The sequence below is a fragment of the Micromonospora sp. NPDC000316 genome (assembly GCF_042898885.1).
Lineage (GTDB): Bacteria > Actinomycetota > Actinomycetes > Mycobacteriales > Micromonosporaceae > Micromonospora.
The window spans coordinates 462,338-474,863 of the sequence record NZ_JBIAZG010000003.1; the positions used below are offsets into that span (position 1 = coordinate 462,338).

Annotated in this window: 13 protein-coding genes; all 13 read left to right on the plus strand. The window is 71.7% G+C overall.

The window, feature by feature from the left end; translation table 11 throughout:
* Positions 1-29: 29 nt before the first annotated feature.
* The 13 genes from ACFY2Q_RS10370 to ACFY2Q_RS10430 all read left to right on the plus strand — a co-directional run bounded on the left by ACFY2Q_RS10370 (position 30) and on the right by ACFY2Q_RS10430 (position 12,487).
* Entirely contained in the window at positions 30-1,466 is a 1,437-nt protein-coding gene (locus ACFY2Q_RS10370) for an FtsW/RodA/SpoVE family cell cycle protein (protein ID WP_387129140.1), read from the plus strand.
* Positions 1,466-2,572 (plus strand): undecaprenyldiphospho-muramoylpentapeptide beta-N-acetylglucosaminyltransferase, encoded by a 1,107-nt coding sequence (gene murG / locus ACFY2Q_RS10375; RefSeq protein ID WP_387128973.1) that lies wholly within the window; start codon positions 1,466-1,468, stop codon positions 2,570-2,572. The genes ACFY2Q_RS10370 and murG overlap by 1 nt, the downstream gene beginning before the upstream one ends.
* Positions 2,569-4,131 carry a UDP-N-acetylmuramate--L-alanine ligase gene (murC, locus tag ACFY2Q_RS10380; RefSeq protein WP_387128975.1) on the plus strand — a complete coding sequence of 521 codons (1,563 nt, stop codon included), beginning with the start codon at positions 2,569-2,571 and terminating at the stop codon, positions 4,129-4,131. Before murG ends, murC begins: the two co-directional genes overlap by 4 nt.
* Positions 4,128-4,946, plus strand: a complete 819-nt coding sequence (locus ACFY2Q_RS10385) for a cell division protein FtsQ/DivIB (protein WP_387128978.1) — start codon at positions 4,128-4,130, stop codon at positions 4,944-4,946. Before murC ends, ACFY2Q_RS10385 begins: the two co-directional genes overlap by 4 nt.
* A 245-nt stretch (positions 4,947-5,191) precedes the next feature.
* Positions 5,192-6,307, plus strand: coding sequence for a cell division protein FtsZ (gene ftsZ, locus ACFY2Q_RS10390; RefSeq protein ID WP_387128979.1), 1,116 nt, complete (start codon positions 5,192-5,194; stop codon positions 6,305-6,307).
* A 9-nt stretch (positions 6,308-6,316) separates the two neighbouring features.
* A complete protein-coding gene (locus tag ACFY2Q_RS10395; RefSeq protein ID WP_387128982.1) occupies positions 6,317-7,060 on the plus strand; it encodes a YggS family pyridoxal phosphate-dependent enzyme in 744 nt (247 codons plus the stop codon).
* A gap of 190 nt (positions 7,061-7,250) precedes the next feature.
* On the plus strand, positions 7,251-7,946 hold the full coding sequence (locus ACFY2Q_RS10400; RefSeq protein ID WP_387128983.1) for a cell division protein SepF: 696 nt from the start codon (positions 7,251-7,253) through the stop codon (positions 7,944-7,946).
* 30 nt (positions 7,947-7,976) lie between these two features.
* Complete coding sequence (locus ACFY2Q_RS10405) at positions 7,977-8,282, plus strand: YggT family protein (RefSeq protein WP_355593008.1); 306 nt, start codon at positions 7,977-7,979, stop codon at positions 8,280-8,282.
* Between the two features lie 44 nt (positions 8,283-8,326).
* A complete protein-coding gene (locus tag ACFY2Q_RS10410; protein ID WP_387128985.1) occupies positions 8,327-9,130 on the plus strand; it encodes a DivIVA domain-containing protein in 804 nt (267 codons plus the stop codon).
* Between the two features lie 80 nt (positions 9,131-9,210).
* Positions 9,211-10,002, plus strand: coding sequence for a hypothetical protein (locus tag ACFY2Q_RS10415; RefSeq protein WP_387128986.1), 792 nt, complete (start codon positions 9,211-9,213; stop codon positions 10,000-10,002).
* Positions 10,003-10,013: 11 nt separating this feature from the next.
* Positions 10,014-10,319 carry a DUF167 domain-containing protein gene (locus tag ACFY2Q_RS10420; protein WP_387128987.1) on the plus strand — a complete coding sequence of 102 codons (306 nt, stop codon included), beginning with the start codon at positions 10,014-10,016 and terminating at the stop codon, positions 10,317-10,319.
* A gap of 22 nt (positions 10,320-10,341) precedes the next feature.
* Positions 10,342-11,841 (plus strand): potassium/proton antiporter, encoded by a 1,500-nt coding sequence (locus ACFY2Q_RS10425; protein WP_387128988.1) that lies wholly within the window; start codon positions 10,342-10,344, stop codon positions 11,839-11,841.
* A 226-nt stretch (positions 11,842-12,067) separates the two neighbouring features.
* Positions 12,068-12,487 carry a TraR/DksA family transcriptional regulator gene (locus ACFY2Q_RS10430; RefSeq protein WP_387128989.1) on the plus strand — a complete coding sequence of 140 codons (420 nt, stop codon included), beginning with the start codon at positions 12,068-12,070 and terminating at the stop codon, positions 12,485-12,487.
* Positions 12,488-12,526: the final 39 nt, after the last annotated feature.

The following is a 12,526-nucleotide window of genomic DNA, read 5'->3' on the forward strand; positions in this document are numbered from 1 at the left end:
GGGAGTCGGAGGCTGTCGCGCCGGTACCGCTGCGCGGACTGGACGCCGCAAGCGGGCTCGCCGCGCTGCGCGGCCTGCTGGATCGGCCGCTGGCCTCCTACTACCTGCTGCTGTCCTGCGCCGGCCTGTTGCTGCTGATCGGGCTGACAATGGTCTTCTCGGCGACAAGCGTGCGCGACTACGCCGAGGGCGGTAATGCCTCGGCGTCGGTGACCAAGCAGGCGATCTTCGCGGTGATCGGCATCGGGGCGTTCTGGGTCTGCCAGCGCCTGCCCGCCAGCACCTACCGGTCCCTGGGTCGGCCGCTGCTGTTCACCGCGATCGGGCTGCTGCTGCTGCTAAACGTTCTGCTCGCGTACGCCCGGCTCAGTCACCAGGAATCCGCCCAGATCGGCCCGATCGAGGCGCGGCTGCTCTGGTTGTTCATCGGCGGGATCCAGGTGCAGCCCTCCGAGTTGGCCAAGTTCGCGCTGGTGCTGTGGGGCGCGCACGTGGTCGCCCGGAAGGGTGCCGCGCTGGGCTGGTGGCGCGAGTTGGCCACCCCGATGTTCCCGGTGATGGGCCTGCTCTTCGTCCTGGTCGGCTACAACGACGTGGGCACGATGCTCTGCCTGCTGGCACTGGTGGTGGGCCTGCTCTGGGCCGCCGGCGTACGAATGCGGGTCTTCGGCGCGCTGACGGTGGTCGGTCTGCTCGGCGTGGGCCTGCTCATCGCAGTGGCCTCGCTGGGCGCCGGCTCGGGTGTGCGTGGCGCGGAAAACTACCGGCTGGCGCGCCTGACGCTCTTTCTCAACCCGCCGCCGCCGGACCAGTGCGGGGACCCGTGTTACCAGTTCTACCAGGGGCGACTGGCCATCGAGCACGGCGGCTGGTTCGGGGTCGGGCTGGGCAAGGGCAGCCTGAAGTGGGACTGGCTGCCCGAGGCGCACAACGACTTCATCTTCGCAGTCATCGCCGAGGAGTTGGGTGTTATCGGCTGCGCGGTGGTGCTCAGCCTCTTCGCGGTGCTCGCGTACACCGGGCTGCGGATCGCCCGGCGGGTCGACGACCCGTTCCGGCGGCTCGCCGCCGCGGCCGTCACCACCTGGCTGGTGAGCCAGGCGGTGATCAATATCGGTGGGGTGGTCGGGCTGCTGCCGATCACCGGTCTGCCGCTGCCGTTCATCTCCGACGGTGGAAGTGCCCTGGTCGTGACGTTGGCCGGGATCGGCATGCTGGCGTCGTTCGCTCGCGCCGAACCCGATGCGGCCAGAGCACTGCATGCCCGTCCGCCAGCCCGGTGGGTCCGACTACTCTGGGCCCCGTTGCCGCCGCTTCCCGGCCGGCGTCGCCGGCCGGCGACGCCGCCGGCTGGCCGAGGGTCAGTGCCCCGGTCCCGTGAACGGCGACAGGACGACCAGGCCGCACCACGCGGCGTCCGGCAGGGCCGGAGTCGCGCGGGTTCGGCGAGCGAGAGGAGACGCTGATGGGTCCGCTGCGTTCGGTGGTGCTCGCGGGAGGTGGCACCGGGGGGCACATCTACCCGCTGCTCGCCTTCGCCGACTGCCTGCGCCGACACGACCCGGGCGTCCGCATCACCTGCCTCGGCACACCGAAGGGCATGGAGAACGAGCTGATCCCGCCGCACGGCTACGAACTGCGGCAGATCCCCGCGTACCAACTGCCCCGGTCGGTCAACATGAACCTGGTCCGCACCCCGGGCCGGATGTGGACCGCGGCCCGCGCGGCGGGCAAGGTGATCGACGAGGTGCGGGCCGACGTGGTCGTCGGCTTCGGCGGGTACGTCTCGGTGCCGGCCTACCTGGCCGCCTGGCGGCGTGAGCTTCCCATGGTGATCCACGAGGTGAACGTGCCGCCGGGGGTGGCCAACCGGCTGGGCATGAAGTTCACCAAGAACATCGCTGTCGGTTTCCCGCACCAGCCGAGCCAGTCCGAGGCGCTGCGGCACGCCACAGTGGTCGGGGTGCCGCTGCGCCGCTCCATCGCTGGGCTGGACCGGTACGCGCTGCGCAACGCGGCCCGCGCCCACTTCGGGCTCCGCCCCGACCTGCCGGTGCTCTTCGTCGCGGGCGGCTCGTCGGGTGCCCGCTCGGTCAACCTGGCCGTCTCCGGTGCCGCCAAGGAGTTGGCCCGCAACGGCGTGCAGGTGCTGCACGTGATGGGCGCCCGCAACGAGCCGGTGCCGATCCCCACCGACCTGCCGGTGCCGTACGTGACGCTGCCGTACCTGTCGGAGATGGAGCTGGGTTACGCGGCCGCCGACCTGATGCTGGCCCGGGGCGGGGCGATGACAGTCGCCGAGGTGGCCGCGATCGGGCTGCCCACGATCTTCGTGCCGTATCCGCACAGCAACCAGGAGCAGAAGCGCAACGCGCTGCCGGTGGTGGAGGCAGGCGGCGGGCTGCTTGTCGATGACGCCGAACTGACCCCGGACTGGCTGGAGCGGGCCGTCATCCCGCTGATCCGCGACCCGCAGCGGCTCTACACGATGGGCGCTGCGGCGTCGGCGTACGGGCGGCGCGACGGTGACGAGGCGCTGCGCTCCTTCGTCGTCGAGGCGGTGGCCCGATGACCGCGCAGTTCACCCCGGCCGGCACGCTCACCGCAGAGGACCTGGGCGCCGTTCACCTGATCGGCGTGGGCGGGGTGGGCATGCTGGGCGTGGCCCGACTGCTGCTCACCCGGGGCATCCGGGTTTCCGGCAGCGACCTGCGTGAGTGGCCGTCGCTGGCGGGGCTGCGGGCGCTCGGCGGCACGATCTACCTCAGCCACGAGGCGACGAACCTCGACGGCGTGGACACAGTTGTCTACTCCTCGGCCATCCCGCAGGACCACCTGGAGCTGGTCGAGGCGCGCCGGCGTGGCCTGCGGGTGCTGCACCGCTCGGAGGCTCTCGCCGCGGCGATGACCGGCCGCCGCGCGATCGCGGTGGCCGGCACCCACGGCAAGACCACCACCACGTCGATGGTGACGATGGTTCTCCAGCAGGCCGGTGTGGACCCGTCGTTCGTGATCGGCGGGGAGATCTCCGAGGTCGGTTCGGGTGCGCACCACGGCACCGGCGAGCACTTCGTGGTCGAGGCGGACGAGAGCGACCGCTCGTTCCTCATCTACCGCCCGTACGTCTCGATCATCACGAACGTCGAGGCGGACCACCTCAACACCTACGGCGACTACGAGACGCTTGAGGCGGCGTTCGTCGAGTTCGCCCGGCTCACCGACCCGGACGGGTTCATCATCACGTGTGCCGACGACCCGGGTGGCCGGCGGCTGGCGGCGACGCTGCGCGCCGAGGGCCGGCGGGTCCACACGTACGGCGCGGCCGAGGACGCCGACCTGCGACTGACCGAGATCGTCTCCTCCGCGCGGGGAGTGCGCTACCTGGCCTCGATCGACGGGCGGTCGCTCGGCGAGTTCCGGCTGCCGGTGCCGGGCCGGCACATGGGCCTGAACAGCGCCTCGGCGGTGCTGGCCGCGTACCTCCTGGAGTTGCCGTTGGAGGCCGCGGAGGCGGCGCTTGCGGTCTTCCCCGGCGTGCGACGGCGCTTCGAGCGCAAGGGCGTCGCGGACGGCGTGCTTGTCTACGACGAGTACGCCTACCACCCGACCTCGATCACGCTGGCGATGCAGACGCTGCGCGAGGTGGCCGGGGACGGGCGGCTGATAGTGGTCTTCCAGCCCTACCGGCTGTACCGGACCCGCGACAACCAGGCGGAGATCGCCGAGGCGCTTGCCATCGCCGACGAGGTGGTGCTGCTGGAGGTCTTCGGGCCGGGCGAGCTGCGTCAGCCCGGTGAGGGGTCGGCGGCGCTTATCGAGGCGGTGCCGTTGCCCGCCGAGCGGAAGGTGTTCGTCGACTCGTGGGAGGCAGCGCCTGTCGAGGTGGCCCGCCGGGCCCGCTCCGGGGACGTCGTGGTGACGATGGGCGCCCCGCCGATCTCGCTTATGGGTGATGAGTTGCTTGCCGCCCTGGGCGCGCGTGGTTCCGCCTCCGCGTCGACCGCGACAGTCGATCCGGTGGCCACCACCCCGGCGATCGGCCAGCCGGTGCCCGGCGGGTCCACCGCCGGTGGCGACGGTGCGGCACTCGGCACCGTCGCACCGGACGGCGCGGCGCCCCCGGCCGGATGAGCCCCGGCCCCGCCCGAGGGCGGACAAGCGCCGCCGAGGGCGGCACCCCGCGACGTGGGCCGGTGCGGCGTTGGCAGTTGGTCCGGGCCGGCAGCGACGCGGTGCCGCCGTCGACCCGCCGGTTCATGGCCCGCGCCAGGCAGCGCCGGATGCGCGCGGCGCTGCCGTGGGCGGTGGCCGCCGGGGTGTTGGCGCTGCTCGGGCTGGTCGCCTGGACGGTGCTCGGCACCGGGTTGTTCGGGGTCCGCGAGGTGACTGTGGAGGGTGCGAAGCTGGTCACCGCCGTGCAGGTGCGTGACGCGGTGGGGGTGCCCGACGGGGTGCCGCTGGCCCGGGTCGACCTGACCGCCGCCGAGCGCCGGGTCGGCGCGCTGGCTCCGGTGGAGCGGGCCACGGTGTCCCGGGACTGGCCTGGCGCGCTTGTGGTCCGGGTGATCGAGCGGACCCCGGTGGCGGCGGTGCCGCAGGGGGAGGCGTTCGCCCTGATCGACCGCAGCGGCGTGGCGTTCCAGACGGCGGCCCGTCGACCTGCCGATCTACCGCTGGTGCGGGTGGTCCAGCCCGCCGCCCACGACCCGGGCACCCGGGCGGCGCTTGAGGTGCTTGTGGCGTTGACCCCGCAGCTGCGCGCCGAGCTGGTGGAGGTGAGTGTGGAGAGCCTGGCCCGGATCAGCCTGCGGCTGCGCGGGGACCGCACGGTGGTCTGGGGTGACGCGACGAGGGGTACGGACAAGGCCCGGGTGGCCACCGCGCTGCTCGACGAGGACGCCGACCGGATCGACGTGAGCGCTCCGGACGTGGTGACCTTCCGCTGATCGGAGAGCGTCCGGGGACGTGATGAGTCGCGCTCCGGCGGCGACACGCCGGTCAGGTCCTTGGCTCATCGGGCGGTGGCGCTTACGTTGCCCCGAAGAGGATCAGTGGTTGACATAACTGTAAGCCTCTAGTAGAGGGTTAGGGTTCACCTCTGGCCCTCGCTGGTGACAGCTGTCGTCGGCCGCTGGGCTGGCCACGCCGTACCCGGTCGGCCGAAGCCAATCTCGAAGGGAAAGGACCGGAGATGACACCTCCGCACAACTACCTGGCGGTCATCAAGGTCGTCGGCATCGGGGGTGGCGGCGTCAACGCCGTCAACCGGATGATCGAGGTTGGGCTCAAGGGCGTCGAGTTCATCGCGATCAACACCGATGCCCAGGCGCTGCTGATGAGTGACGCCGACGTCAAGCTCGACGTCGGCCGGGAGCTGACCCGTGGCCTTGGCGCCGGGGCCAATCCGGACGTGGGCAAGAACGCCGCCGAGGACCACCGCGACGAGATCGAGGAGGTGCTCAAGGGCGCCGACATGGTCTTCGTGACCTGCGGTGAGGGCGGCGGCACCGGCACCGGCGGCGCGCCGGTGGTGGCAAACATTGCCCGCAAGCTCGGCGCGCTGACCATCGGCGTGGTGACCCGGCCGTTCTCCTTCGAGGGCAAGCGCCGTCAGGTGCAGGCCGAGACCGGGATAGACGAACTCCGCAACCAGTGCGACACGCTGATCGTGATCCCGAACGACCGGCTGCTGGCGCTCGGTGACCGCAACATCAGCATGATGGACGCCTTCCGCACCGCCGACCAGGTGCTGCTCTCCGGTGTGCAGGGCATCACCGACCTGATCACCACCCCGGGTCTGATCAACCTGGACTTCGCCGACGTCAAGAGCGTGATGAGTGGCGCCGGCAGCGCGTTGATGGGCATCGGCAGCGCCCGCGGGGAGAACCGCGCGGTCGAGGCGGCCGAGGCGGCCATCTCCAGCCCGCTGCTGGAGCAGAGCATGGACGGCGCGCGTGGCGTGCTGCTCTCCATCGCCGGCGGCTCCGACCTGGGCCTGTTCGAAATCAACGACGCGGCGCAACTGGTCACCGACGCGGCCCACCCGGACGCCAACATCATCTTCGGTGCGGTGATCGACGACGCGCTCGGCGACGAGGTCCGCGTGACGGTCATCGCGGCGGGCTTCGACGGCGGCACGCCTGCCTACAAGGCGGCCGAGCCGACCCGCAAGACCAACACCAACCAGCCGGCGCCGCAGAACACCCCGGTGCCCGCACCGGCCACGCTGCCGGCCCCGACCCAGTCGCCGCGCCGGGTGCTCTTCGACGATGTGGACGTGCCCGACTTCCTCAAGAACGGGTCCTGAGCCCCGCCGATGACTGACAGCTCAGCCACGGCACGACCGGACCGGCGCGCCGAACTCGCGGCCGGCCTGGCCCAGGTGAGGGCCCGGATCGCCGACGCCTGCGCGGATGCGGGCCGGGACCGCGCCGAGGTCACGATGATCGCGGTGACCAAGACGTACCCGGCCGACGACGTACTGGCGTTGGCCGGGCTCGGGGTGACCGACATGGGGGAGAACCGCGACCAGGAGGCGGCCGGCAAGGCCGCCGAGGTGGCCGCCGCCGGGGTGAGCCCGCGGTGGCACTTCATCGGCCAGTTGCAGCGGAACAAGGCCCGCTCGGTGGTCCGGTACGCCGACGTCGTGCACTCGGTGGACAGCGCGCGGCTGGCCCGGGCGCTGGCAACGGCGGCGGCCGACCGGGAAAAGCCGTTGGACGCTCTGGTGCAGGTGAGCATCGACGGCGACCCGGCCCGCGGCGGGGCGCTGCCCGGATCGGCCGACCCGGGCGTCGGGCTGGAGGCGGTGGCCGAGGCTGTCGCCGACGCGCCGGCGCTGCGGCTGGCCGGCCTGATGGCGGTCGCGCCGCTGGGCTGGCAGCCGGAGCGGGCCTTTGCCCGGCTGGCCGAGGTGGCCGAGGCGTTTCGGAATGTCCATCCAACGGCGACAGCGTTGTCCGCGGGAATGAGCGGCGACCTGGAAATCGCGATCCGATATGGCGCGACACATGTCCGCGTCGGTAGCGCGTTGCTCGGAATGCGTCCCACGCTGCGGTAGCCTGACCGCGAGACATGCAAATTACATCAGTGTTGTTTCAGGGACGGCGTCCCCTTGTCGGGGGTTGTGGCGTGCGACGCGAATCGCGCGCCAGGGGATTGCCGTTCCGGTCCGATGGGCATCGTTGTCCACTCGCGACTGGCGACATGGCACGGGGGCGAGTGCCGCACGGCGGACGGAAGGGCGCGGGATGGGTGCACTGCGCAAGGCGGGGGTCTGGCTCGGTCTGGTCGAGGAAGACGACGAGCGGGCCTACGACGACGGTGGCTACGAAAAGGGTGGCTACCGCGATTCGCGGTACCGGCAGAGCCGGTACGCCGAGGAGTTCGCCGACGAGGACGACGACGACACCGAGGAGCCGCCGGCTCCCCGGCCGCGGGCGAGCGAGCGGGGTCGGTTCTCCGACCGCGCGAACGGGCGGGCCGGCGAGTCCGACCGTGGCGACGGTGAGCGTCCCGAGCGCCTCGAGCGGTCCAGCGTACGGTCGATCACCCGGTCGTCGGCCGGTGAGAGTTCCGGCGCGCTGACCTACCACACGCGCGACAATCTGGCTCTCGCGCCGCAGGCCACGACGCGCGAGCGTGCCGTGGCGCCCGAGGAGGAGCAGCGCTACCAGATCACCACGCTGCACCCGACCACCTACCGGGAGGCGCGCACCATCGGTGAGCACTTCCGCGACGGTGTCCCGGTGATCATCAACCTCACCGAGATGGATGAGGCAGATGCCCGCCGTCTGGTTGACTTCGCCGCCGGTCTGGCGTTTGGGCTGCGCGGTACGATCGAGCGCGTGACCAATCGGGTGTTCCTGCTCTCACCGGCCAATGTCCAGGTCACCGCGGAGGACAAGGCCAAGATCGCTGAGGGCGGTTTTTTCAGCCTGAGTTGACCCCGCCCGACCCGAGGGACGTCGCTGACCGTGTTGTCGATCTTACTGCAAGTGTTGTATTTGGTCCTTTATGTCTTCCTGCTCGTTCTTCTGTCCCGGTTCGTGTTGAGCGCCGTTCTGCAGTACGGCCGTCGATGGCAGCCGGGCCGTGGCGCATCGGCCGGACTGGAATCCGTGTGGAGCGTCACTGATCCCCCTCTCAACGCGTTGAGGCGTGTGATCCCTCCGCTGCGAATTGGTACCGTGAGCATCGACCTGGCCTCCCTTGTGCTCCTGGTTATCCTGTTCGTGCTGATGGAGTTCGTGTTAGGGCCGTCGATCAGGGCATCTGCCTGATGACCGACGCGCTTTCGCGGCCGCAACTGACCCGAGGAGTTTCGATGCCGCTGACCCCGGCCGACGTCCACAACGTCGCCTTCAAAAAGCCGCCGATCGGCAAGCGGGGGTATGACGAGGAGGAGGTCGACGCCTTCCTGGACGAGGTCGAGCGCGAGCTCGCCCGTCTCATCGAGGAGAACAACGAGCTGCGCGCCCAGGTGGAGCGCGGCGGCCGTGGCGGCGCCCCCGCCGGCCCCGGCGGCGACGCCCGACTGGCGGCGGAGCTCAACGACGTCAAGGCCCAACTGGACCGGGTGCAGCGCGACAAGTCCGCTGCCGAGCAGGCCGCCCGCGCCATGCAGGCCGAGCTGGAGCAGGTCCGCGCGACCGGCGGTCCCGGCGCGGTCACCGGCGACGGTGAGCAGCAGGCCCTGCGCGTGCTGATGATGGCCCAGCGCACCGCCGACGACCACGTGTCCGACGCGCGTCGCGAGGCCGACCAGCTCCTGTCCGAGGCCCGCAGCAAGGCCGAGGAGGTGACCCGCGAGGCTCGCGCGAAGGCCGACGCCCTGGAGCGGGACGCCCGCCAGCGGCACCAGGAGGCCATGGGCGGCCTGGACGCCAAGCGCACGGCGCTGCAGAAGCACATCGAGGAGCTCAAGCAGTTCGAGCGCGAGTACCGCACCCGGCTCAAGGCGTACCTGGAGAGCCAACTGCGGGACCTCGACGGTCGTGGGCAGGGCCTCGAAGCCGAGATGACCCGCTCCGAGGCCAACCGGGCAGCCGGTGGCAACGGGCTGGCCGCGGCAGGTCTCGCCGGTTCGTACGGCGGCGGGCGCTCCGGCGCCCTCGAATCTGGACGCTGAGCACCGGCCGGCGATCGCTGTCCGCAGATGGTGACGGTCGCCGGCCCTGCCTCACGGGTCCGACGCGGCGGGGGTGAGCCGTGATAGTTGCGAGTCTTCTGCTCATCCTCGTCGCTGTGGTGCTGCTGGTGCTCGGCCTGGCCGGTGGCTCCAGCACTCTGTTGACCATCTCCATCGGGGCCAGCCTGCTGGCCGCCGTGGCGTTGGTGGTGGGCGCCCGCCAGGCTGCCGCCAACCGCGCGACGGCGGACCCCGGTCGGGCCGGCCTGCGGACCCCCACGACCTCTCGCCCGGCCAGCCGGTCCGGGCCGGGCGTCGCGTACGGGACGCCGCTTGTCGAGCCGGACGTGCCGGTCCAGCACGTACCTTCGACTGTCGGTAACGGCGGCACCGGGTGGCGGCAACCACCCGAGCCGCCGTTCGACCCCGACGCGCCGTTCGACACGGCCCCGCCGTTCGACACGGCCCCGCCCTTCGAGCGCGAGTCGCCGTTCGTGACAGCGGCCGACGGCACGCCGTCGCGTTCCGCGCCCGTCAACCCGGCGTCGCCCGTCAGCCCGGCATCGCCGGTCAGCCCCGCGTCGCCGTTCGTCGCGCGGGCCGCCGAGACGTCCGGTGCGCCGGCCGACACGCTTGTCGACGAGCCGGCCGAGCAACCGATCACCCCCGCCGAAGCGGCCCGGGTGGCCCGGTTGCCCAGCCCCGTCGACGTGGTGGACGGCCGCCCCCGCTATCACCTCGCCGGCTGCCCGCACCTCGTCGGCAGGCTGCCGGAGACTCTCCCGGTCGCCGAGGCCGTCGAGCTCGGCTTCACGCCGTGCGCGGCCTGCGCGCCCGCCACCGCCCTGCTCACCGACGCCCGACCGATCTGAAAGCCGCGCCGGTGCCCCCGCAGGACACGCTCACGGTGGCGGTGCGGGTGAAGCCCGGCGCCTCCCGGGACCGGGTCGGTGGCCGCTTCGACGGCCCGCACGGCCCCGCCCTGGTGATCGCCGTGCACGCGCCGGCAGTGGACGGCAGGGCCACCGAGGCGGCCCGTCGTGCCCTCGCCACCGCGTTGGGTGTCCGGCCGTCTGCGGTGTCGTTGCGTGCCGGCGCGGCCAGCCGGGACAAGCTCTTCCTCGTAGACCGGCCAGGCCCCGAACTACCCGACGCGCTGCGCCGGCTGCGGGACGGATCGGCAGGGTGAGCAACGCCCAGGCGAGGCAACCATGACGCCTGGGCTGGACATCGCGCTGCTGCTCGGGGCGGCCGTGCTGCTGGTGGCGGTCGGCGCGGTCCGGCTCTCCAGTCGCTTCGGGGTGCCCAGCCTGCTGGTCTACCTGGCGATAGGCGTGGCGATCGGCGAGAGCGGGCTGGGCATCCGCTTCGACGACGTCGAGCTGACCCGGACCCTCGGTTTCTGCGCGCTCATCGTCATCATCGCCGAGGGCGGCCTGACCGCCCGGTGGAGCACGCTGCGCCCGGTGCTCGGCCTGGCCTCCGCGCTCTCCACTGTCGGAGTGGTCGTCAGCATCGTGGTGGTCGGCATCGCCGTACACCTGTTGTTGGGGTTGGACTGGCGTTTGGCGTTGCTCTACGGCGCGGTGCTGTCCTCCACCGACGCGGCGGCCGTCTTCGCCACCCTGCGCCGGTTGCGGCTGCCGCCCCGGCTGGTGGCGACGCTGGAGGCCGAGTCCGGCATGAACGACGCTCCGGTGGTGCTGCTGGTGGTGCTCCTGTCCCACGAGGGCTTTGCGCATCCGTGGTGGTACGAGGTGGGGCTGGTCACCTACGAGTTGGTCGTCGGCGCCGCGGTGGGCGTGGGGGTGGGCCTCGCCGGCGCATGGGCGCTGCGTCGGGCGGCGCTGCCGTCGGCCGGGCTGTACCCGATCGCGGCGGTGGGCATCACCGTGCTGGCGTACGCCGCCGGGGCGGTGCTGCACGCCTCGGGGTTCCTCGCCGTCTACGTGGCCGGCGTGCTGCTGGGCAACGCCCGGCTCTCGCACCGGCAGGCGATTCTCGGCTTCGCCGACGGGTTGGCGTGGCTGGCCCAGATCGGGCTGTTCGTGCTGCTCGGGTTGCTGGTCACGCCGAGCCGGTTGGACGCGGCGGTGCTGCCGGCGGTGGTCGCCGGGCTGGCGCTGGTGCTGCTGGCCCGGCCGCTGTCGGTGGCCGTGGCGGCGCTGCCGTTCCGGGTCGGCCTGAACGAGCAGGCCTTCCTGTCCTGGGCTGGGCTGCGGGGTGCGGTGCCGATCGTGCTGGCCACCATTCCGCTCTCCGAACGGGTGCCGGGCGCGGATCGCCTCTTCGACGCGGTATTCGTGCTGGTGGTGATCTTCACTTTGGTGCAGGCCAGCACGTTGGGGCCGTTCGCCCGCTGGCTGGGGACCACCGCGCCGGCCGAGGCCACCGAGATCCACGTGGAGACCGCGCCGCTGGAGCGGATGCGGGCGGATCTGCTGCAACTGGAGGTGCCGCCGGGGTCGCGGCTTGCCGGCGTGCACGTCGACGAGCTGCGGCTGCCGGTGGGCGCTTCGATCACACTTGTGCTGCGCGACGGTACGGGTTTCGTGCCCGGTCCGGACACCCGGCTCAAGACCGGCGACAGTCTGCTGATCGTCGCCACCGGCGGGGTGCGCGACGCCACCGAACAGCGGCTGCGGGCGGTCAGTCGGCGGGGTCGGTTGGCCCGGTGGTTTGGCGAGTACGGAGATGAGGCCGTCCGTTGATCTGCTAGCGTTCCCTTTGCCCCAGTTAAGCAGGGCTCGGGGCAGTTGAGCGGTGCGACGGTGCGGCACGTTGTCGGACGCCTGTACGTTCCGTATTCTTGCGAACCTCCGGAGTGCGTGGCCGAGTGTGGCCGTGCGCCCCTTTTCGTACATAGGGGACGCCTTGGTCGGCGCCCCCTGACCAGGTGCTGCGGACCACGCGGTGCCGCGGCCGAGGGAGCGACCCATGGCGAAGCCAGCCGACACCAGGACTGCCGGCCGCAAGCCGGTGGCCAAGGCCACCCGCAGCGCGGCGGAGACCGAGAAGATCCGTGGGGCGTTGGCGGCGCGGCGGGACGAGCTTCGCGCCGAGTACGATCAGACGCTGAGCGAGATCACCGAGCTGCAGCGCGATCGGTTGACCGACTCGGCCGGGGACGACCAGGCCGACACGGGCACCAAGACGTTCGAGCGGGAGCAGGAGATCTCTCTCGCCAACAGCATCCTGGAACGGATCACACAGGTCGAGCGCGCCCTGGAGCGCCTCGACGAGGGTGGTTACGGCTGGTGCGAGCGGTGCGGCAACCCGATCCCGGTCGAGCGCCTCGCCGCCTTCCCGTCGGCGACCCTGTGCGTGACGTGCAAGCAGTTGGAGGAGCGGCGCTGAGACCCGTTCCCCATCTGCGATGAGACGGTGAGTGATCAC

Coding starts and splice junctions, on each gene's coding strand:
- murG (WP_387128973.1), top strand. CDS start 1,466: ATGGGTCCGCTGCGTTCGGTGGTGCTCGCGGGAGGTGGCACCGGGGGG.
- murC (WP_387128975.1), top strand. CDS start 2,569: ATGACCGCGCAGTTCACCCCGGCCGGCACGCTCACCGCAGAGGACCTG.
- ACFY2Q_RS10385 (WP_387128978.1), top strand. CDS start 4,128: ATGAGCCCCGGCCCCGCCCGAGGGCGGACAAGCGCCGCCGAGGGCGGC.
- ftsZ (WP_387128979.1), top strand. CDS start 5,192: ATGACACCTCCGCACAACTACCTGGCGGTCATCAAGGTCGTCGGCATC.
- ACFY2Q_RS10395 (WP_387128982.1), top strand. CDS start 6,317: ATGACTGACAGCTCAGCCACGGCACGACCGGACCGGCGCGCCGAACTC.
- ACFY2Q_RS10400 (WP_387128983.1), top strand. CDS start 7,251: ATGGGTGCACTGCGCAAGGCGGGGGTCTGGCTCGGTCTGGTCGAGGAA.
- ACFY2Q_RS10410 (WP_387128985.1), top strand. CDS start 8,327: ATGCCGCTGACCCCGGCCGACGTCCACAACGTCGCCTTCAAAAAGCCG.
- ACFY2Q_RS10425 (WP_387128988.1), top strand. CDS start 10,342: ATGACGCCTGGGCTGGACATCGCGCTGCTGCTCGGGGCGGCCGTGCTG.
- ACFY2Q_RS10430 (WP_387128989.1), top strand. CDS start 12,068: ATGGCGAAGCCAGCCGACACCAGGACTGCCGGCCGCAAGCCGGTGGCC.